This window comes from Novosphingobium sp. BAM6, from assembly GCF_057784955.1.
The window spans coordinates 434,595-456,088 of record NZ_JBYNTR010000001.1 but is presented as its reverse complement, the minus strand read 5'-3'; the positions used below and the strand labels follow the sequence as shown (position 1 = coordinate 456,088).

The 21,494-nt window shown below is 65.3% G+C and carries 16 protein-coding genes; 5 read left to right on the top strand and 11 right to left on the bottom strand.

The window, feature by feature from the left end:
• Positions 1 to 69: 69 nt before the first annotated feature.
• Entirely contained in the window at positions 70 to 1,620 is a 1,551-nt protein-coding gene (locus AC3EC3_RS02220) for a carboxylesterase/lipase family protein (RefSeq protein WP_488488068.1), read from the top strand.
• A gap of 101 nt (positions 1,621 to 1,721) precedes the next feature.
• Positions 1,722 to 3,944: a glycoside hydrolase family 3 C-terminal domain-containing protein gene (locus tag AC3EC3_RS02215; protein WP_488488067.1), complete on the top strand. Its 2,223-nt coding sequence runs from the start codon at positions 1,722 to 1,724 to the stop codon at positions 3,942 to 3,944.
• Positions 3,945 to 4,074: 130 nt separating this feature from the next.
• Here AC3EC3_RS02215 and AC3EC3_RS02210 read toward each other — a convergent pair whose 3' ends face one another.
• Genes AC3EC3_RS02210 through AC3EC3_RS02195 form a run of 4 tightly spaced genes read right to left on the bottom strand, consistent with a single transcriptional unit; the run spans position 4,075 to position 8,751 of the window.
• A complete protein-coding gene (locus AC3EC3_RS02210; protein WP_488489171.1) occupies positions 4,075 to 4,857 on the bottom strand; it encodes a DeoR/GlpR family DNA-binding transcription regulator in 783 nt (260 codons plus the stop codon).
• A gap of 8 nt (positions 4,858 to 4,865) precedes the next feature.
• Complete coding sequence (locus AC3EC3_RS02205) at positions 4,866 to 6,170, bottom strand: MFS transporter (RefSeq protein WP_488488066.1); 1,305 nt, start codon at positions 6,168 to 6,170, stop codon at positions 4,866 to 4,868.
• Positions 6,167 to 7,318, bottom strand: a complete 1,152-nt coding sequence (lldD, locus tag AC3EC3_RS02200; RefSeq protein ID WP_488488065.1) for an FMN-dependent L-lactate dehydrogenase LldD — start codon at positions 7,316 to 7,318, stop codon at positions 6,167 to 6,169. Before lldD ends, AC3EC3_RS02205 begins: the two co-directional genes overlap by 4 nt.
• Positions 7,315 to 8,751, bottom strand: coding sequence for an FGGY-family carbohydrate kinase (locus AC3EC3_RS02195; RefSeq protein WP_488488064.1), 1,437 nt, complete (start codon positions 8,749 to 8,751; stop codon positions 7,315 to 7,317). The genes lldD and AC3EC3_RS02195 overlap by 4 nt, the downstream gene beginning before the upstream one ends.
• A 179-nt stretch (positions 8,752 to 8,930) precedes the next feature.
• Between AC3EC3_RS02195 and AC3EC3_RS02190 the strand changes: the two genes are divergently transcribed.
• Positions 8,931 to 11,072 carry a bifunctional rhamnulose-1-phosphate aldolase/short-chain dehydrogenase gene (locus AC3EC3_RS02190; protein WP_488488063.1) on the top strand — a complete coding sequence of 714 codons (2,142 nt, stop codon included), beginning with the start codon at positions 8,931 to 8,933 and terminating at the stop codon, positions 11,070 to 11,072.
• A 91-nt stretch (positions 11,073 to 11,163) separates the two neighbouring features.
• Positions 11,164 to 12,456: a sugar isomerase gene (locus AC3EC3_RS02185; RefSeq protein WP_488488062.1), complete on the top strand. Its 1,293-nt coding sequence runs from the start codon at positions 11,164 to 11,166 to the stop codon at positions 12,454 to 12,456.
• A gap of 257 nt (positions 12,457 to 12,713) precedes the next feature.
• Here AC3EC3_RS02185 and AC3EC3_RS02180 read toward each other — a convergent pair whose 3' ends face one another.
• Positions 12,714 to 14,612: a potassium transporter Kup gene (locus AC3EC3_RS02180; RefSeq protein WP_488488061.1), complete on the bottom strand. Its 1,899-nt coding sequence runs from the start codon at positions 14,610 to 14,612 to the stop codon at positions 12,714 to 12,716.
• 129 nt (positions 14,613 to 14,741) lie between these two features.
• Between AC3EC3_RS02180 and AC3EC3_RS02175 the strand changes: the two genes are divergently transcribed.
• Positions 14,742 to 15,638, top strand: a complete 897-nt coding sequence (locus AC3EC3_RS02175; RefSeq protein ID WP_488488060.1) for a LysR family transcriptional regulator — start codon at positions 14,742 to 14,744, stop codon at positions 15,636 to 15,638.
• Positions 15,639 to 15,707: 69 nt separating this feature from the next.
• Here the strand turns inward: AC3EC3_RS02175 and AC3EC3_RS02170 are convergent, their stop codons facing one another.
• The 6 genes from AC3EC3_RS02170 to AC3EC3_RS02145 form a co-directional block, all read right to left on the bottom strand.
• Positions 15,708 to 17,252 carry an alginate export family protein gene (locus AC3EC3_RS02170; RefSeq protein ID WP_488488059.1) on the bottom strand — a complete coding sequence of 515 codons (1,545 nt, stop codon included), beginning with the start codon at positions 17,250 to 17,252 and terminating at the stop codon, positions 15,708 to 15,710.
• Positions 17,253 to 17,380: 128 nt separating this feature from the next.
• Positions 17,381 to 17,560: a YezD family protein gene (locus AC3EC3_RS02165; RefSeq protein WP_260927644.1), complete on the bottom strand. Its 180-nt coding sequence runs from the start codon at positions 17,558 to 17,560 to the stop codon at positions 17,381 to 17,383.
• Positions 17,550 to 18,614 carry a sulfate/molybdate ABC transporter ATP-binding protein gene (locus AC3EC3_RS02160; protein ID WP_488488058.1) on the bottom strand — a complete coding sequence of 355 codons (1,065 nt, stop codon included), beginning with the start codon at positions 18,612 to 18,614 and terminating at the stop codon, positions 17,550 to 17,552. The genes AC3EC3_RS02165 and AC3EC3_RS02160 overlap by 11 nt, the downstream gene beginning before the upstream one ends.
• On the bottom strand, positions 18,611 to 19,450 hold the full coding sequence (gene cysW, locus AC3EC3_RS02155) for a sulfate ABC transporter permease subunit CysW (protein ID WP_488488057.1): 840 nt from the start codon (positions 19,448 to 19,450) through the stop codon (positions 18,611 to 18,613). The genes AC3EC3_RS02160 and cysW overlap by 4 nt, the downstream gene beginning before the upstream one ends.
• Positions 19,447 to 20,358 carry a sulfate ABC transporter permease subunit CysT gene (gene cysT / locus AC3EC3_RS02150; RefSeq protein ID WP_488488056.1) on the bottom strand — a complete coding sequence of 304 codons (912 nt, stop codon included), beginning with the start codon at positions 20,356 to 20,358 and terminating at the stop codon, positions 19,447 to 19,449. The genes cysW and cysT overlap by 4 nt, the downstream gene beginning before the upstream one ends.
• Positions 20,359 to 20,369: 11 nt before the next feature.
• Complete coding sequence (locus AC3EC3_RS02145) at positions 20,370 to 21,452, bottom strand: sulfate ABC transporter substrate-binding protein (RefSeq protein ID WP_488488055.1); 1,083 nt, start codon at positions 21,450 to 21,452, stop codon at positions 20,370 to 20,372.
• Between the last annotated feature and the right edge of the window lie 42 nt (positions 21,453 to 21,494).

The following is a 21,494-nucleotide window of genomic DNA, read 5'->3' as shown; positions in this document are numbered from 1 at the left end:
GATCAAGACGAACGCGACGGCGCACCGCCATTGTTACCCCGTCACAATCCCTTCCCGAAAGGTGCCGCCTTGCCCTTCCGCCCGCTTCGCCTTGCCCTGTTCGCCGCGCTCGGCTTCTCCGCGCTTCCGTGCCATGCTGCGCCAGGCGCGCCGGAGGTGAAGATTGCGCAGGGCACGCTCACCGGACTTTCCGGCAAGGGTGTCGAGAGCTTTCGCGGCATTCCCTATGCCGCGCCGCCAGTGGGCGACCTGCGCTGGCGCGCACCGCAGCCAGCTGCGGGCTGGAGCGGTGTGCGCGACGCCACGCATTTCGGCAACGACTGCATGCAGGATCTGGCCCACAACCACCTGCCCGCAGGCCATGACTACAAGGCCAGCGAAGACTGCCTCTACCTCAACGTCTGGCGGCCAGACGGCGCCCGCAAGAGCGCAAAACCGCTGCCGGTGATGGTGTGGATCTACGGCGGCGCCTTTATCATGGGATCAGGCTCGATGCCGGTCTACGACGGCTCGGCATTGGCGCGGCAGGGCGTGATCGTGGTGACGCTGAACTATCGCCTCGCCCGCTTCGGCGTGTTCGCAACGCCAGCGCTCTGCGCGCAACATCCGGGCGAGGCCTGCGGCAACTACTGGCTGATGGACCAGATCGCCGCGCTCAAATGGGTGAAGAATAATATCGCAGCCTTCGGCGGCGATCCCGGCAAGGTCACGATCTTCGGCGAGTCCGCTGGCGCCGTCGCCGTCTCCACGCTGATGGCGGTGCCGCCTGCACACGGCCTGTTCCAGCGCGCGATCGCCGAGTCCGGCTCGCCCCGGCGCTGGCTGCCCCCGCTAGCGGTGGCAGAAAAGCAGGATCTTGCCTGGGCCAAGAGCAAGGGCGTGACCTCCGACAATCCTGCCGCCTTGCGCGCGCTTCCCGCCGAAACGGTGCTCGATGCACCGGTCACGCAAGTCCGCGAACCGATGATCGACGGCAAGCTCATCACCGAGGCGCCAGCCGTCGCCTTCGCACAGGGTCGTTCCGCGAAAGTGCCCCTGCTGATCGGCGCCAATGACTGGGAGGAAAGCCTTCTGCGCTGGATGCCCGGCGTTGCCGAAGCCAAGCTCAAGAGCCTTGGGTCCGATGCCGACAAGGCGCTGGCGCTCTACAATGTGGCGACTGTCGGCCAGGACAAGGCCATAACGCGGATGTGGGGCGATGCCGCGATGGTCGAGCCCGCCCGCGCCACTGCTCGCCTTTCCGTCGCGGCAGGCAATCCCACCTACCTCTACCGCTTCGCCTATGTGCCACAAGCGCAGCGCAGCGTCCGCCCCGGCGTCGGTCACAGCGACGAGATCGAGTTCGTGTTCGATACGCCGACCGACGTCTCGAAACCCGGCTGGACCACCGGGGACGAGGCCACGGCCAAGCTCACCTCGGCTTATTGGGTCGCTTTCGCGCGCAACGGCAATCCCAACCACACCGGGGCACCGCAATGGCCGCGCTACACTGTTTCCGATTCTGCACAGATCGCGTTCACCAATGCCGGTCCGAACATTCTCAAGGACTTTGAGAAGCAGCGCCTCGATTTCCTCGAAGCGCACGCCGCCAGCGGTGATCCCTACGCAACGCAAAAATAGCCGACCGGCAATTCCCTTTCGCGCAGAGTCCGTTATGCATCGCGGTGCAACAACCGCGTGCCCATAAAGGCGCGCTACAACAATCGATTGAGAGGTTCGTCATGCACCGCCGTCTTGCATCTACGTTGTCCGTTTCGCTGGGCGCCATCGCGCTTGTCCTAACCGCTTCCGCTGCTCAGGCCAAAGGCAGCGATGCCCCGCTTGCCGCCGCTGAGGCAGAGGCCGACAAGACGCTCGCGCAGATGACGCCTGCCGAAAAGACGGTGCTGACCCACGGCATCATGGCGCTTCCGCTCGGCCCCACTCTGCCGACGCTGCCCGAAGGCGCAATCTGGGGCGCAGGCTTCATTCACGGCATTCCCCGCCTGGGCGTGCCTGCGCTGACCGAGACCGACGCCAGCCTCGGCGTCGCCTACGTCATGGGCATGCGCAAGGACGGCGCCACCGGCCTGCCATCGAGCCTGTCGATGGCATCGAGCTGGAACCCCGAAGCGCTGCGCAAGGGCGGCGCGATGATCGGTTCGGAGGCCCGCGCCAAAGGCTTCAACGTGCTGCTGGCAGGCGGCGCCAACCTGATGCGCGATCCGCGCGCGGGCCGTACTTTCGAATATTTCTCGGAAGATCCGCTGCTGACCGGCGATCTCGTCGGCGCGGCGATCACCGGTATCCAGTCGAACCACATCATCTCGACGATCAAGCACTTCGCGCTCAACGGGCAGGAGACGGGCCGCAAGTTCGTCAGTTCCGACATCAGCGATCCCGCCGCGCGCGAAAGCGACCTGCTGGCCTTCCAGATCGGGATTGAGAAGGGCCAGCCGCTTGCCGTCATGTGCGCCTATAACAAGGTGAACGGCGCCAGCGCGTGCGATAACGACTATCTGCTGAACACCGTGCTGAAGAAGGACTGGGGCTTCAAGGGCTTCGTCATGTCGGACTGGGGTGCAGTGCCCTCGCTGGAAACCGCCATCCACGGGCTCGACCAGCAATCGGGCGAGCAGCTCGACAAGCAGGTGTGGCTGGACAAGCCGCTGGCCGCTGCCGCCGCAAAAGACCCCGCATGGGCCGCGCGCCTCGATGACATGAACCGCCGCGTGCTCACCTCGATCTATGCGGCAGGGCTCGACGCCAATCCGGCCAAGCCCGGCGGCACCATCGACTTCGATGCCGATGCGCAGATCTCGGGCGACATCGCCCGGCAGGGTATCGTCCTGCTGCGCAACGAAGGCGGTGCGCTGCCGCTGGCGGCCTCGGCCAAGCGCATCGCGGTGATCGGCGGCTATGCCAATGCCGGGGTGCTGACCGGCGGCGGTTCCAGCCAGGTCCACGGCAAGGACGGCCCAGTCGTCACGATCCAGAGCGGCGAGCATACCGGCTTCGACGCCTTGATTGCGCCGACCTGGCAGCCCTCCTCGCCGATGAAGGCGATCAAGGCGCTCGCGCCCGACGCCACCATCACCTACCGCAGCGGTGACGTGATCGCCGATGCGGTGGAGCAGGCGAAGAAGGCCGACGTGGCGATCGTCTTCGCCGTAAAGCCTTCGTCGGAGGGCTTCGATCAGGCCGACCTTTCGCTGCCTTACGGTCAGGACGAACTGATCGCTGCCGTCACCGCGGCCAACCCGCACACCATCGTCGTGCTCGAAACCGGCAACCCGGTGGCGATGCCCTGGCTCGACAGGACTGCTGCGGTGATGGAAGCCTGGTTCCCCGGCGCGCGCGGCGGCGAGGCGATTGCCGATGTGCTGTTCGGCAAGGTCAATCCTTCGGGCCACCTGCCGATCACTTTCCCCAGGAACGTCGATCAGCTGCCCCGCCCGGTGCTGGACGGCTACAACGAGTTCGAGCCCAACTTCGCGGGCGATCCGCCGACTCCCGACGCCAAGATCACAGCGGATTACAACATCGAAGGCTCGGACGTCGGCTATCGCTGGTTCGCGCGCAAGGGCGAAGCCCCGCTGTTCCCGTTCGGCTTCGGCCTGTCCTACACCACCTTTGCCTCGGCGGGTCTGAAGACGGACGGCAAGACGGCCAGCTTCACGCTGTCCAACACCGGCAAGGTTCAGGGCGCGACCGTGGGCCAGCTCTACATGATCTCGCAGGCAGGCACGCCGCGCCAGCGCCTCGTCGGGTTCCAGCGGGTGGACCTTGCGCCCGGCGCCTCGCAGAAGGTCAGCGTGACCATCGACCCGCGCCTGCTGGCCGAATGGAAGGACGGCGGCTGGTCGATCGCAGCGGGAGACTACACTTTCGCGCTGGGTTCGGACGCCCAGCATCTTGGCCAGCCGGTAAAGGTGCACCTCTCGGCCCGCAGCTGGAAGGACTGAGGCCCCGTTTGGAAAATGCCCTGATGGGCATTTTTGGTTCGGCACCAGCGCCGCAAAATTTGCCTTTCGCGAATTTTCAAACGGACTCTGAGGATTTGGGGGGAGCGCGCCGTGCGCTTCCCCTTTCCCCTTACGGCGCGACGATCACCCGCACGCCGTCCCCGCGCAGGCGCGCCAGCGTTTCCGGTTCGATCCCGGCGTCGGTGATGACCAGATCCACCTCGTCCAGTCCGCACACGATCGCGCCCGAGGAATTGCGGAATTTCGAGCTGTCGACCAGCAGGATCACTTCCTCGGCGCGGTCCATGAAGCGGCGTTCGGCGGCCACGAGGATCACGTCGTGCTGCATCACGCCCTGCGGGCCGACCGCCGCCGCGCCCATAAACAGGCGCGGGGCATGGAAGCGCGGCATCAAATCCTCACCCGCAGGCGCCAGCACGATGTTCTGCTCGCGAAACACCGTGCCCGACGGCAGCAGCACCCGCGTATCGATCTGCGGCAGCAGCGCATCGACGATATGCAGCGAGTTGGTCAGCACCTGAAGGCCAAGCCCTGCCAGATGCGGGCACATCTGCAGCGTGGTGGTGCCGCCGTCGATCATTACCCCCTCGCCAGGCGAGCACAGCGCTGCCGCCGCGCGGCCAATCGCCTGCTTGGCGGGCAGGTGCTGGGTGATCGACTGGATGAAAGGCGTACCGCGCAGGGCATCGCCCTTCCCCTCGCCCTGCTCGTCTTCGGGCAGCTTGGCCCCGCCGTGGACGCGCAGGATGCGGCCATCGCTCTCCAACCGCGAAAGATCGCGCCGGATCGTCGCCGGAGAGGCTGCCAGCCGCGCTTCGAGGTCGCGATAGCTGACGAAGCCGGTGGCGGCCATGGCCTCCAGGATCAGCCTCTCGCGTTCCTCGGCATGCATTGCGTAGCTCACTCCACTCCGGTTCCGTAGACGGCGGGACGATGCACCGTGGCGGCGCCTTCACCGCTGGCAGCACGCTCGGCCTCCAGCTGTTCGAGCGACTTGCCCTCGTTGCGCGGCGCCCACAACATGCCGACGATCCCGCTGACCGCAAGGAAGCCCGTAAGGATCCACGCCAGCTCGGTAAAGTCGTTTGCCGCCAGCGCAGGAACCGCAAGGCTCCACAGGCCAAGGCCGATGCGCACGATCGCGAAGGACAGCCCTTGCGCGGTCGAGCGGATGGCAGTGGGGAACAGCTCGGCGCTCCACAACTGGAAGAAGCTCTGCGCGCCGAAGCCTCCGGCGATGCCCATGATGACGATATGCGCGATCACGACTTCCAGCTTGAAGCCGAACACCGCCAGCAGCGCCATGCCGATCACATGCATCACCGCCGAAATGCCGAACAGCTTGCGCTGGTCCACCTTGTCGGCCAGCGGCATGAACACGAACAGGATCGAGAGCATGCCGATGAAGAAGTAGCTGGCGGGCAGCACCGTCGCGGCCCACGCCGGCAGGTGATTCTGCTCGATCAGGTAGGGCGTGAAAAAGCCGTTGTAGCCCGCCCACAGGTTCCACATGCCGTACATCACGACGAGGTACATCACGGCGGACAGGTGCTTGGGCGTCAGCACCGCGCTCCAGCCCGGCATCTTCGCGCCGGTCTGCGCGGCGCTGCTCGCCTGCTCGGTCCAGCGCTCGGATTCCTTCATCTGCGAGCGCAGGAAGGTAAGCGCCACCGCCAGCACCAGCAGATGGATGAACAGCCAGCGCACGCCGTCGATGCCGAAGGGCTTGAGGAAATAGGCCGCCAGCAGGACCGCAACGGGGCCCAGATACCACAAGATCTGCGCGACACCCGAATGCGCCCCGCGTCTGTCATCGGGAGCGCGCTCGGCGATCAGCGACCAGCTGGCGGGAATGTCCGCGCCCACCGCCAGCCCGACCAGCAGGAAGCCGACGATGATCATCCATGCCGCCGAGGCGAAGACCAGGAACAGCATGCCGAACGCATAGAACAGCATATCGTACTGGTAGATCTTCTTGCGGCCGAACAGATCGCACAACCGCCCACCGATCAGCGCGCCGACGCCCGCCGAGATGGCATTGGCGGAGAAGGCGCCGATCAGGCCGATGAAGCTGTCGGTCAGGTGGTACTGTTCCTTCCACAGCGCCAGCGCGACCGAACCCGAGACAATGGACCCGGCGTCGATATAGTTGGCCAGCCCGGCCAGGATCGTGTCCCGCCAGCTGTTGTGCTCTCCCGAACTCATTGGTTCTCTCCCGCAAGTATCGTTCTGTTTATATCTTCGATGCGCGTGCAGCCGGTCAGCGCCATGGCGACGCGCATTTCGGCCTCGATGATCGAGAGCGCCTTGGTCACGCCCGCCTCGCCCCCTGCGCCCAGTGCATAGACCCACGCGCGGCCCAGCAGTACGCCCTTCGCGCCCAGCGCCAGCATCCGCACCACGTCGAGGCCGGAGCGGATGCCGCCGTCGGCCAGCACTGTCAGCCGGTCTCCCACCGCATCCGCAATGGGCGGCAGCGCCCGTGCGCTCGACAGCACGCCGTCCAGCTGGCGCCCGCCATGGTTCGAGACGACGATGCCGTCCGCGCCAAGCTCTGCGGCTTCCTTCGCATCCTCAGGGTCGAGAATGCCCTTGATGACCAGCGGGCCTTTCCATTCGGAACGGATGAAATCGAGATCGCGCCAGTTGATCGAGGGGTCGAAATTCTCGCGCATCCACTTGAAGAAGTCCTCGATTCCGGTGTTGCCCTTCAGGACCGGAGCGACGTTGCCCAGCGTGTGCGGTCGCCCGTGAATGCCGACGTCCCACGCCCAGCCCGGCCGGGCCATGGCCTGCGCCACGCGCCACGCCGCGCCCTTGAGGCCACCCGATCCGGCAAGCCCGGTGTGATAATCGCGATAGCGGCTGCCCGGCACCGGCATGTCGACGGTGAACACCAGCGTCGAACATCCCGCCTCGACCGCTTTGGCCATCAGCTCCTTCATGAACACGCGATCGCGGATCATGTAGAGCTGGAACCAGAACGGGCGACTGGCGGCTTCGGCCACTTCGCCGATGTCGCAGGCGCCCACGGTGGACAGCGTGAACGGCACGCCAGCCTTGTCCGCCGCGCGCACGGCCTGCTTCTCGCCGCGCCGGGCGTTGAGACCCGCCAACCCGATGGGGGCCAGCGCCAGCGGCAGGCGCCAGTCCTGCCCGAACAGGTTGGTCGACAGGTCGATGTTCGACACGTCGCGCAGCACCCGCTGGCGCAGCGCGAGCCCGGCAAGGTCCGAGACGTTCCGGCGCAGCGTCTCCTCGGCGTAGGAACCGCCATCGATATATTCGAACAGGAAGCGCGGCAGGCGACGACGCGCGGCCTCACGAAAATCGGCAATCGAGGCGGTGATCACGCGGCCGCCTCCTGCGCCACATGCGTGCGCCACTTCCGGCGGTAGCCTTCCAGATCGCCTTCCAGCGGCTCGACCAGCGTCAATCCGCCGCTGGGTTTGAGCAGCGGATTGATCAGCCGCAGCGCGCCGAACGAGACGTCGTTATGGGCGTTGGCGACATAGACGTCGGTGCTGGGCCGCAGCGCCGCCAGCGCCCGCACGAAGACCTGCGCCTCGGCAAAGCGCCCCTCCACCAGCAGGCGCTCCTTCGAGCCGATGAGGTCGAGCATCGTATCGGCCACCAGCGCGGCGTAGAGGCAGATCGCGGCGCGGCGGGCATACCATGTTCCGGCCCACTCCGCCGGACGGTCAAGCCATGTGCCCTTGCCGTTCGGAAACGGTCCGAAACCGGGAGCGAGCGTGGGCAGCATCATCGTGCCGCGTGCCAGCAGGCCGGGGACCGCCTCCATCAGCAGCGGCTGGTCGGGCTTGATGTCGACCCGGCGGGTATCGATCTGGATCACCGATTCGATCTCGCGCCCGCCCATGAAGCGCGCCGAGGGCACCGGCCAGCCATAGGCATCGACATTGACCAGCGTGTCGCGCCCGGCGGGCAGCGAGGCCATCGAGAAATTCTCGTTCGGCAGGCGCATGCCGATGAACCAGGTGCCGGTGGACAGGATCGTCGCCTCCTTGCGGGCGATATGCTGGAAACCGCGCGCTGCCAGCAGCGCTGCGTTGGAATCGTGCAGGCCCGCCAGCACGCTGACCTCGCCACCCAGCCCGGTCATCAGCGCGAGTTCGGGACGCAGCGTGCCCACGACCTCGCTGGCCTTGACCACCGGCGCGAACCGGCGTGCATAGCCAAGCCGCTGCGCCATCGGCGAAAAGCGCGCCTCGCCGGGGGACCACAGATCGGTGTGACAGCCAAGACTGGTCACTTCGCTGACCGCCGTGCCCGACAGGAACCAGGCCCAGTATTGCGCCCAGGGCACCAGCGTCGCCTCGGCCATCGCTTCGGGATAGGTCCGATCCATCCAGTAGACCTGCGCGCCAAGATTGAGCCCGTCCGGCAAGGCAGGCGAGCCGGTCACGGCGAAGGCGTCTCGCTCCTCGCGATAGGCGGACATCACTTCGGGCGGGATCGGCTGTTCGTAATCGAACGGCGCAAACAGCGCACCCTGCATGCCGGAAGCATCGGTTCCCAGCGCCACTACGCCTGCGCCATGCGCCACCGGCACGATCGCCTCGATCGGATTGCCGCGCAGCGCCGCCAGACATTCGCGCAGCCACGCGCCGATCCCGTCGATGTCGAGGCGGCGGATGCCGCCCTCCTCGCGCACTTCGTTGGGCCGCACCATGCGCTCGGTCATGTGCCCTTCGCGCGTCCAGCACGTGACCTTGCTGAGCGTCTTGCCGATGTCGACGACGATGGTGGTGCCTGACCTGCTCATGGCGATTCGCAAACCTCTCCGTATGATCCATCGGCCGCATTTCGGCCTGACGGGCTGACTTATGTCTTGTGCGGGCCAACCTGCACATGATGACTTATGATTGCAATTCGTGATTGCTATTGATTGCTTTCTATCGGATACGATTGCTCAAGCAAAGCACAAATGTTAGAGAGGAGCCCATGAACACCATCACCGAAACCCGCCCAAGTCCGGCCGGAAACCCCGGAAATCCAGCGGCCGCGATTCCCTTTGCCGTGCCGACCAGCCGCTGGGACGAATCGGTTGCGGCAACGCTCTCGCCCGAAGCGCTGCTGCTCTACCGTTCGAACCTGCTGGGCTCGGATCTCACCGTCACCAACTTCGGCGGCGGCAATACGTCGGCCAAGCTGAGCGAGATCGATCCGCTCACCGGCGGCCCGGTTGAAGTGCTGTGGGTGAAGGGTTCGGGCGGCGATATCGGCTCGATGAAGCTCGATGGTTTCGCCACGCTCTATCAGGACAAGCTGCTCGGCCTCGAAGCGCACTATTCCGGGCCGGACGATGACGACAAGATGGTCGGCTTCCTCCCGCACTGCACGTTCAACCTGAACGGCCGCGCCGCCTCCATCGACACCCCGCTGCACTCGCTGCTGCCCTTCGCCCATGTCGACCACGTTCACCCCGACGCGATCATCGCGCTGGCGGCGAGTTCCGGCGGCGAAGCGGCGACGCAGGCAATCTGGGGCGGCAAGATCGGCTGGCTGCCGTGGAAGCGCCCCGGCTACACGCTGGGCGTGATGCTGCGCGATTACGTCGCCGCCAACCCGCATCTCGAAGGCGTGATGCTGGCAGGGCACGGCATCATCTGCTGGGCCGACAGCGCCAAGGCCTGCTACGAGCACACCGTCGAGCTGATCGCGGATGCCGCGAAGTACCTCAATGCCCGTCTCGAAACCGCACCCGCATTCGGCGGTGCGATCCACCAGACCTCTCCGGATCGCGCAGCCCTTGCTGCCGACCTTATGCCGCGCCTCCGGTCCCAGATGACCGGCGCGCGGCGTAAGGTCGGCCATTTTTCGGACGATGCCGAGGCGCTGGAGTTCGTCAATTCAGCCGAGTTCCTGAAGCTGGCGGACCTTGGCACATCGTGCCCCGATCACTTCCTGCGCACCAAGATCGCGCCGCTCACCCTCGATCCCGAGCGGCTTCAGGACGATGCCTATCTGGCGCAGAAGGTAGCCGACTACCGCGCGATGTACGCGGCCTATTACGAGCGCTGCAAGCGTGCCAATTCGCCCGCGATGCGCGATCCCAACCCGATCGTCGTGCTCGTTCCCGGCATCGGCCGCATGACGTTCGCCACCGACAAGACCACTGCGCGCCTTGCGGGGGAGTTCTACGGCAATGCCATCAACGTGATGCGCGGCGCCGAGGCCATCGGTGACTACATCGCGCTCGACGAGCAGGAAGCCTTCGATATCGAATACTGGCTGCTCGAAGAAGCCAAGCTCCAGCGCATGCCCAAGCCCAAGCCGCTGGTCGGGCGCATTGCCCTCGTCACCGGCGGTGCGGGCGGGATCGGCGCAGCGACTGCGGCCCGCCTGCTTACCGACGGTGCCTGCGTGATGCTGGCCGACCGCGACGCCAACGCGGTCGAGGAAGTGCGTGCCGGGTTCGCCAAGCAGTATGGCCGCGATGTCGTGCGCGCCGTCACCTGCGACGTGACCGACGAGGCGCAGGTGGCCAATGCCTTCGCCGCTGCCGCGCGCGAGTTCGGCGGGCTCGACATCCTTGTCGCCAATGCCGGGATCGCCTCTTCCGCACCGCTGGAAGAGACCACCATCGAGCTGTGGAACCGCAATTACAACGTGCTGGCCGAGGGCTATTTCCTCACCAGCCGCGCGGCATGGCCGCTGCTGAAGGGCATGAAGGAACAGGGCGGTTCGTCCGTCGTGTTCATCGGCTCGAAGAACGGCGTGGCGGCGGCCACCAACGCCAGCGCCTATGCCTCGGCCAAGGCGGCGGCGAACCACCTCGCCCGCTGCCTCGCGCTGGAAGGCGCGCCTGCCGGTATCCGCGTCAACGTGGTCAATCCCGATGCCGTCATCCGTGGCAGCCGCATCTGGGATGGCGACTGGCGCAAGGAGCGCGCGGGTGCCCACGGCATCGATTCCGGCAAGGAACTGGAAGAGCACTATCGCCAGCGCTCGATGCTCAAGCGCGACGTGCTGCCCGAGGATATCGCCGAAGCCGTCTATTTCCTTGCGAGCGACATGTCGGCAAAGTCCACCGGCAACATGATCAACGTCGATGCGGGCAACGCTCAGGCTTTCACCCGCTGAGGACGCTTACGCGCTGATACCTGACGGGCGGGGCATGGCCGCAAGGCCGCCCCGCTCCACGGCACAAAAGAATACGGAAGAGGATAGACCCATGACCAACCTGCCCATCTCGCGCGAGCTGATCGACGAGGCGAACGCGCGCCAGATCGACGCGCTGGAGGACGAATACGCCGCGCTTGGCCGCAAGCTGGAGCGCGCCGGTATCGGCATCGACGCGATCAAGACCCGCGTCGCCAACTTCTCCGTCGCGGTCCCCTCTTGGGGTGCCGGGCGCGGCGGCACCCGCTTTGCCAAGTTCCCGATGGCGGGCGAGCCGACCAATATCCACGAGAAGCTGGAGGACTGTGCGGTCATCAACCAGCTGGGCCGCCTGACCCCGCGAGTCTCACCGCACTTCCCGTGGGACAAGGTGAGCGACTACAAGGGCCTGCGCGAAGAGGCTGCCAGCCTCGGCCTCGGCTTCGATGCGGTGAACTCGAACACCTTCCAGGACCAGCAGGATCAGGCGCAGACGTACGCCACCGGCTCGCTGTCCTCGACCATCGAGGCAACGCGCCAGCAGGCGGTGGAACACAATATCGAATGCATCGAAATCGGCCAGCAGCTCGGTTCAACCGATCTCACCGTGTGGGTGGGCGACGGCACCAACTTCCCCGGCCAGCAGGACCTTGGCCGCAGCCTCGACCGCTATCTGGAAGCTGCGTCGCAAGTCTATGCCGCGCTTCCCGATGACTGGCGGATGCTGCTGGAGCACAAGATGTTCGAGCCCGCATTCTACTCCACCGTCATCAACGACTGGGGCTCCTCGATCCTCGCCGCGCAGGAGCTTGGCCCCAAGGCCAAGTGTCTCGTCGATCTGGGCCACCATGCGCCGAACGTGAACATCGAACAGATCGTGGCGCGCCTCCACCGCTTCGGCAAGCTGGGCGGCTTCCACTTCAACGACAGCAAGTATGGCGACGACGATCTCGATTCCGGCTCAATCAACCCGCACCAGCTGTTCCTGGTGTTCAACGAACTGGTCGAGGCCGAACTGAACCCGCGTGACGGCTTCAAGCCCGCCTACATGATCGACCAGTCGCACAACGTCACCGACCCGATCGAGTCCATGCTGTCTTCCGCCGAAGCGATCGGCCAGTGCTTTGCCAAGGCCCTGCTGGTCGACCGCGAGGCGCTGCATCTCTCGCAGGAGGCCAATGACACGATGATGGCCTTCCAGGCGCTGCGCCGGGCCTACAACGTCGATGTCTCGCCGATCCTCGCCAAGGCGCGTCTGGAAGCGGGCGGCGCCATCGACGTGCTGGGCACCTACCGCGAGAGCCGCTGGCGCGAACGCAAGGCGCAGGAACGCCGTGCGGTCGGCCTTGGCGCGGGCATCGTCTGAGGACTGCAAGGTCCGCGATCACCGGTCTTCCCATGGCATGGCCCCGGCCCCGCTGACTCGCGGTGCCGGGGTCATGTTTTTTGAGGGCAAGCGTTCAAAGTCTGTTTGAAAATTCGCGTGAATCGCGAATTTTTAGCGGCACCGGCCCACGCCCCCACCCTGCCACCCATAGGGTACTATCGTCGGGTGGCAGGGTGGGGGCGTGGGCCGGTGCCGCCTCATAAATGCCCGGCCGGGCATTTATCAAAAAGGTACCCTCAGATCTCCAGCTGACTGCCCAGTTCGATCACGCGATTGGTGGGCAGCTTGAAGAACTCCATCGCGGTCTGGGCATTGCGGACCATCCACGAGAACAGCTTCTCGCGCCAGATCGCCATGCCGGGACGGCTGGAGGCGATCAGGGTCTGGCGCGAGAGGAAATAGCTGGTCTGTGCCGGACGGAACGGCGCCCCTGCGCGATTCTCGCTGGCGAGCGCTGCGGGAATGTCGGCCTCGTCCATGAAGCCGTAGTGCAGCACCATGCGGTAGAAGCCATCGCCCATGTCCTCCACCTCGCTGCACCCGGCCTGCGGGACATGCGGCACACCTTCGATCACCACGGTCAGGATCACCACCCGCTCATGCAGGATGTGATTGTGCTTGAGGTTGTGCAGCAGCGCGGGCGGAATGCCCTCCACGGTCGAGGCGAGGAATACCGAGGTGCCCGGAATACGCGGCACCTTGCCGCGTGTGGAGGCGAGGAACACCCCGATCGGCAGGCTATCCTCGGCAAGGCGGGCGCGCACGATCCGCCGTCCGGTCGCCCAGGTGGTGAGCAGCGTGAAGACGATGGCGGCAATGAGGATCGGGAACCAGCCGCCATCGGGAATCTTCGTGACGTTCGAGGCGAAGTAGGCGCCGTCGACCAGCACGAACAGGCCGGTGATCGCGCCTGCAATCGCGGGGTGCCACTTCCATACACCGAACATCAGCACGCCCAGCATGCAGGCGGTGATGACCATCGTGCCCGTCACCGCGATGCCATAGGCCGCCGCAAGGTTGGTCGAACTGTGGAAGCCCATGACGAGCAGGATCACCATCGCCAGCATGCCCCAGTTGAGCAGCGGCACGTAGATCTGCCCGGCGGCTTTCGCGCTGGTGTGCAGGATCTTGAGGCGCGGCAGATAACCCAGTTGCACCGCCTGCTGCGAAACCGAATAGGCGCCCGAGATCGTCGCCTGACTGGCGATGACCGTCGCCGCCGTCGCCAGCACTACCAGCGGCAGACGCGCCCAGTCGGGCGCCAGCAGGAAGAACGGATTCGAGATCGCCTGCGGCTCGCGCATCACCAGCGCCGCCTGCCCGAGGTAATTGAGGATCAGGCACGGAAACGCGACATAGAGCCATGAGACCATGATGGCCCGGCGCCCGAAATGTCCCATGTCGGCATAGAGCGCCTCGGCGCCGGTCACGGCAAGGATGACCGAGCCGAGCGCCAGGAATGCCAGTACCGGATCGGCGAGGAAGAACGTCACGGCATGGGTCGGGCTCAGCGCCGCCAGCACTTGCGGCGTCTGGGCGATGGAAACCGCGCCCATCACCGCCAGAATGGCGAAGTAGACAAGGATCACCGGACCGAACAGACGCCCCACCGCTGCCGTACCGTGCGACTGGATCGAGAACAGTGCAATCAGGATAACGATGGCGATGGGGATCACCCATGCCCCGAACGCCGGGCTGACGATCGTCAGCCCCTCAACCGCCGAGAGCACCGAAATCGCCGGGGTAATGATCGCATCGCCATAGAACAGCGCGGTTGCCGCGACGCCCAGCATGATCACCACGGGCATCCATTTCGTGCGGCCCAGACTGCGCTGGATCAGGGCGAGCAGCGCCAGACTGCCGCCCTCCCCCTGATTATCGGCGCGCAGGACGATCAGCACATACTTGATCGTGACGATCAGCGTCATCGTCCAGAACATCAGCGAGATCACGCCGAACAGGTGCTGCACATCCGTCGCCATCGGGTGGTGCCCGATGAAGCTCTCTTTCAGCGCATAGAGCGGCGAGGTGCCGATATCGCCGAAAACGACACCGATCGCGCCAAGGGCCAGGGCCGCGAGGCTTTCGCGATGGGTTCCATGTTCGGCAGGCTGCGCCCCGGCTGTATCGTGCATGGCCCTGAAATACCGCTCTGCAATGCGTTGCGCCATTGCCTTTGCCAAAACTTTGTGTCGGCGTGATGGCTGTTGCGCCAAGGCAACAAAAGACCGATGAAGAGAGCATCCCTTGCATCAGGAGCAACAATGACGGACCGCTGGGAAGGCATCGAGGAGGCCGTGGCAATTGCCGATTGCGGCAGCTTCGTTCGCGCGGCAGAGCGCCTCGGCACGTCCACCTCGCGCGTCAGCCGGGCTCTGGCAGCGCTTGAGCAGCGCCTTGGCGTGCAGTTGTTCAGCCGCACCACGCGCGCGGTCGCGCTCACCGATACCGGGCGCTCGATGGTCGAGCGGTTCCGCCGCCTGATCGAGGATCGCAACGATGCCTATGCCGTGCTCGAACGCCAGAGCGAGCCGCAGGGGCTGATCCGCGTCACCTGTTCGACTGCGCTGGGGGTGCATTTCGTCGCCCCCGTACTCACGGCCTGTGCGGTCGAGTTCCCACGCCTTCAGGTCGATCTCGATCTGTCCAACCGGGTTATCGACATCGTCGGCGAAGGCTTCGATCTGGCGATCCGTACCGGTACGCTCAGCGACAGCCGTCTGATCCGCATACCCGTCGGCTCACGCCGGTTCCTGACTTGTGCGGCCCCTGCCTATCTCGCCCGTCGCGGAACGCCGGTGGATGTCAAAGACCTCTCCCGCCACGATTGCCTGACCGGCAGCACCCGCGCCTGGCATCTGCGGGTAGGGAGCGAGATGCGCAGTTTCCGCCCCCGAGGACGAGTACGGTGCGACAACGGACAGGTCGTGGCGGACGCCGCGATTGCCGGGCTCGGCATCTGCCACCTGCCAGAGTTCTATGTCGACGATGCCCTGCGCAGCGGCAGGCTGGTGCGCCTGCTCGACGACGCGCAGGCAGAAGACGAGCCGATCTGGGCCGTCTATCCCGAGCGCCGTCACCTGCTGCCCAAGGTACAGGTCGTGATCGAACGCCTGCGCGAAGGCTTGCGCGGCGGCGTTGCCCCCACCGCCCTACCTTGATTACTCGGCCTTGATTACTCGGCCTTGATCATGAGGCCCCGGTGATGAGGGAGCAGACACGGCACTTCGTCAGAACGTCGCCGTAACCCCGAAGAAGCCGTAGATCGGGTTGCCGCGCCCGCTGGCATTGGGTGCATCCTTCAGGAACCTGCCGTTGATCAGCCAGGCCGCCCCTGTCTCCAGTCGCAGGAATTGAGGGACGATCCAGTAGCGCACGCGCCACTCCACCTGCTGCCCGGCGAACGTGCCCGCCTTGCCGGTGGCGTCCTTCACACCGGTATTGGCGAAACTGTCGGTGGCACTGTCCAGCCACATGGCACGATAGGTGAGGTTCCCATCCGTCCGCTTGCCGTGTGCGAAGTCCAGCCGGACACCGGGCGAGGAGATGTTGCTGCGCGACAGCGCGCCATAAATGCTGGTCGGCCCCCAGTCCGGATTGCGCGCACCGAACAGGCTGTCGAAGCGATTGTACGATCCCTTGCCGTTGTCGCCGCTGGCACGGTCGTAGACGAGCTTCACATGAGGCTTCCATGGCCCTGCGAACTGATAACCGACCTCGGCGTGAACATAGTATGCCGACACATCGAGCAGCGCCGCATTGGCTACCGTGCTCGCCCGCACAGAGCCGAACTGATAGTCCGCCTCAACCTCGAAATCGGGTTTGCCCGCTTCCGGGTTCATGAACAGACGCAGGCCCGGTGTGTAAAGCTGCCGGTTCTTCGTCGCGAGGCTGGGCGAATCCCGTTCGTTCAATCCCAGAAAATACAGATCCAGATTGGTGCGTCCGGCAAGCTGCGGCTTGGCGAGATAGGCCCCCCAGAACTGCAGGTCGAAGCTCTCGCGATCCCAATGAACCGAATTGTCGACAAGCTGGTCGATCGTGCTGGGCAACCGGGTCAGCGGCAACGTGTAGAAAGCGGTGATCTTCGTCTTGTCCGCCGTCGTCACATCGAAGCGAATGCCGGTATAGGCATTGGTGTCGTTGCGGAAATTGTTGCGCGCGATCAGGCGGCGTGCGCCGAACTCCATGGTAAAGCGTCCCGCCTGCACACTGGTGTCAGACCCCTTGCCCAGCACATGGCCTAGATCCAGTCCAACGTATGCCTGGATCAACTCCATCGCGTTGACATCGTTGACGGTAACCGGCGTCTTCGTGTTGTCGAAGTAGATTCGCGAATCCATCAGTTCGCCGCCGATGCGAAAGATGCCGGGGTGGTATTCCGCCGCCAGCGTCGTTCGCAGCGAAAGGATGGTGTCGCTCGGATTGGCGGTGCTGCGAAAGTCGTTGCCCAGCGATTCCATGCGTGCACGTATGCTGGCCGAAAGCGTGAAATCGTCCGGGTTGCCGATCGCCTGCTGAAGCGTTGGCGGTTGCGGGGCGGCAGCCTGGGCAGGCGTGTTCGATGCCAGCGACATCGTCGTATCGGCCATGGACGAAGCAGAATCCTGGTCAGCGTCCTGATCGACGCTCTTATCGGAGTTGACCGCTGCGGACGCGGGAACCGGTCCATCGGCACTCCGGGCGCTCCCATCCTGCGCAAAAGCAGGCAAGGCCTGAACGGCAGCGGCGGTGGCCAGAAAGCCGCCCATCACAAAAGGTAGACGCCTGAACATGCGAATCGCTCCTCACAACGATATTGGGTTCAGCCGCATCCGGTGGTCCGGTCCGCGTCCGACACCCCGGCTGCCGTCTTCTGCGGCGGTCGCGGGGCAGATAGATCTAGGGTCGTCCGGACGCGGGCTCAGCCGCTGCGCAGGCGACGCTTCTCGGTCACATCGATCTGCACCACACGGTCTTCATGCACGGTCAGCGAGATCGTGCCGTAGCGCAGCGACAGCAGCGCCTCGCGGATCGTGGCGAGGCTTTCCTCGACGTGTTGCGATTTCTGCCCCGAACCGGTGGCAGCGGGATCATCCTGCATGAGCGGATCCTTCCTTGCTGGGAAATACCATGGCGCGCGCGAGTTGCACGCCAATGCGAAGTCCGGCGGCCGGCGCCGGAGCATCTGCGGGAACATCGACCTCGATCGGGCGGTCCAGCCCCTCGATGCGCCCCTCGACCCGCCAGTGCCCACCCTTGCGGTAGGTCTGGTGAACGAGCAGCGGCAGGGAACCGGGAGAACCCGTTTCGCAAAGCCGGGCATCGTGCGGCCGGAAATGCAGATCGGCCGGGCCTTCGGCGAGGCCATCGAGCGGCACCCTGATCGCCTGTCCCGCGAAGAAGGCCTGCCCGCCCCGAACACTCACACCGATGCGGTTGGTCTCGCCCACGAAGTCGGACACGAAGGCACTGCCGGGTGCGGTGTAGATGTCTTCGGGCGCGCCCACCTGCTCGATCACGCCATGGTCCATGACCACGATGCGATCGGCCAGCTCGAGCGCCTCCTCCTGATCGTGCGTCACGAAGATCGAGGTCAGCCCCATCTGCTCGTGCAAGGTCCGCAACCAACGGCGCAGGTCCTTGCGGACCTTGGCATCCAGCGCGCCGAACGGCTCGTCCAGCAGCAGCAGGCGCGGCTCGACCGCCAGCGCGCGGGCCAGTGCCACACGCTGGCGCTGGCCGCCGGAGAGCTGCGCGGGCACGCGGTCTCCCAGATGGCCAAGCTGCACCAGTTCGAGCAGTTCCTGCGCCCGCTCGCGGATCGCCCGCGCCTTGGGCCGTTCGCTGCGCTTGCGCACGGACAGCCCAAAACCCACGTTGTCGCGCACCGACATGTGCTGGAACAGCGCGTAGTTCTGGAACACGAAGCCGACCTTGCGGTCCGCCACCTTGCGATGGGTGACGTCCTCGTCCTCGAACAGCACGCGGCCGCTTTCGGCGAATTCAAGCCCTGCGATGATGCGCAGCAAGGTCGTCTTCCCCGAACCGGACGGTCCCAGCAGGGCCAGGAACTCGCCGTCGTTGACGGTCAGGCTGACGTCGTTCAGCGCCGCGAAGGTGCCGAAGCTTTTCGAGATGTTTTCCAGGCGGATCAATGTCTGGCCCTTTCATGGATATCGAAGCGCCACTCCAGCAGGCTCTTGAGAGCCAGCGTCACGAGCGCCAGCATCGCCAGCAGCGAGGCGACGGCGAAGGCGGCCACGAAGTTGTATTCGTTGTAGAGGATCTCGACATGCAGCGGCATCGTGTTGGTCTCGCCCCGGATATGGCCGGAGACCACCGAGACCGCGCCGAACTCGCCCATGGCACGCGCGTTGCACAGCAGCACGCCATAGAGCAGCCCCCAGCGCACATTGGGCAGTGTCACCTGGCGGAAGGTCTGCCAGCCGCTGGCGCCGAGCGAGAGCGCGGCCAGTTCGTCGTCACGGCCCTGCTCGCTCATCAGCGGGATCAGTTCGCGCGCCACATAGGGGAACGTGATGAACACCGTCGCCAGCACGATGCCAGGCACTGCGAAGATGATCTGCACGCCCTGATCGGCCAGCCATGGGCCAAGCAGTCCCTGCGCGCCGAACAGCAGCACGAAGATCAGGCCCGAGACCACCGGCGATACCGAGATCGGCAGGTCGATCAGGGTAATCAGGATGCTTTTGCCGCGAAAGTCGAAGCGGGTGATCGCCCAGCTGGCGGCAAGGCCGAACACCACGTTGAGCGGCACGCTGATCACTGCAACCAGCAGCGTCAACTGGATCGCCGAAACCGCGTCGGGATCGACCAGCGCCTCGAAATAGGCGCCAAGGCCCTTGGACAGCGCCTCGACGAACACCACCATCAGCGGCGCCAGCAGGAACAGCAGCAGGAAGCCCATGGCGAGGGCGATCAGCGCCCCACGGCCAAACCGGGTGCCGGCGGAGGACGAAGCCCGGCTCATGCCGCACCTCGCCTGCGGGTCCAGTACTGCAGCAGGTTGACCAGCAGCAGCAGGATGAACGAGGCTACCAGCATCACGCTGGCGATCGCGGTCGCCCCCGCATAGTCGAACTGCTCAAGTTGCGTGACGATCAGCAAGGGCGCGATCTCCGACTTGTAGGGCATGTTGCCGGCGATGAAGATCACCGAGCCGTATTCTCCCACCCCGCGCGCGAAGGCCATCGCAAAGCCGGTCAGCAACGAAGGCCCGAGCGCGGGCAGGATCACCCTGCGGAAGGTCTGGAACGGCGAGGCCCCCAGCGTCATCGCGGCTTCCTCCACATCCACGCCCAGATCGGCCAGCATCGGTTCGACCGAGCGCACCACGAACGGCAACCCGATGAAGATCAGCGCCACGATCACCCCGATCGGCGTGAAGGCCACCTTGATCCCCAGCGGCGCCACCAGCGCGCCCAGCCAGCCGTTGGTCGCCCACAGCGAGGTCAGCGCGATACCGGCGACAGCCGTGGGCAGCGCGAACGGCAGATCGACCAGCGCGCCCATCAGCTGGCGCCCCGGAAACTCGTAGCGCACCAGCACCCAGGCGATGGCAAGGCCGAACACGGTATTGATCCCGGCCGCCGCCAGCGATGCCCCGAAGCTGAGCTTGTAGGCATCGAGCGCGCGTTCGGAGAGGCCTACCGCCACGAAATCGTGCCATGTCATCCCCGCCGCGCGCAGGAACAGCACGGCCAGCGGGATCAGCACGATGATCGTCAGCCAGGCCAGCGTGAAACCCAGCGTCGGAGCGAAGCCGGGGATCGCGGACTGCCGCAGCCATCGCCGCTTCACTCTGGGAGGAGAAGTTGGCGGCGGCTGCGAAACGGTCTCATCCGGCATCTGCAGTTGCCTGCTCAATGCAATATCCATGGAAGAAAGCCTTATTGCTTGGCCTGCGCGAAGATCTTGTCGAACACGCCGCCGTCGGCAAAGAACCTGGTCTGTGCAGCCTGCCAGCCGCCGAAGTCCTTAATCGTCACCAGATCGAGCTTGGGGAAGGTCGAGGCGTATTTCGCCGCCACCTGCGGGTCGCGCGGACGGTAATAATGGCGCGCGATGATCTCCTGCGCAGCGGGCGTGTACAGGAATTTGAGATAGGCGTCGGCGACGGCCGTCGTGCCGTGCTTCTTCGCATTGCCGTCCACCACCGCGACCGGCGGTTCGGCGAGGATCGAGATCGAGGGCACGACGATGTCGAACTTGCCCGCACCCAGTTCCTTCTGCGAGAGGAACGCCTCGTTCTCCCAGGCCAGCAGGACATCGCCCATACCACGCTCAACAAACGTCGTCGTCGCCCCGCGCGCGCCGGAATCGAGCACCGGCACATGGCGGAACAGATCGGTCACATAGGCCTGCGCCGCGGCATCGGAGCCCCCTGCCTTGCGACCATAGGCCCAGGCGGCAAGGAAGTTCCAACGCGCGCCGCCGCTGGTCTTGGGATTGGGGGTGATCACCTCGACGCCGGGCTTCGTCAGGTCCGCCCAGTCATGGATGTTCTTGGGATTGCCCTTGCGCACGAGGAACACGATGGTCGAGGTGTACGGCGCACTGTTGTCGGGCAGCTTGCTTTCCCACTTGGGGTCCAGCAGCTTGGTCTTCTGGGCAATCGCGTCGATATCGTAGGCCAGCGCCAGCGTGACGACATCGGCCCCCAGCCCGTCGATCACCGCGCGTGACTGCTTGCCCGAGCCGCCATGGCTCATGTTGATCTTCAGGCTCTGCCCGCCGTGCTGCGCCTTCCACTGATCGGCGAAGGCATCGTTGAGATCGCGGTACAGCTCGCGCGTCGGATCGTAGGAGACGTTCAGCAGTTCGATCGAGGCCGATCCGCCACCCTTGGCATCGTGGCCGGAACCGCATGCACTCAACAGCGATGTGCCCGCAAGCAGCCCAGCCAGCGCCACAGCGCGAGCAAAGCGAAAACCGGCACGGGACTTACCCTGCGCCTTGGCGGACTTCGACATGGCATACTCCCCTATCTTTAAACTCGATAAACTCTATCGAGT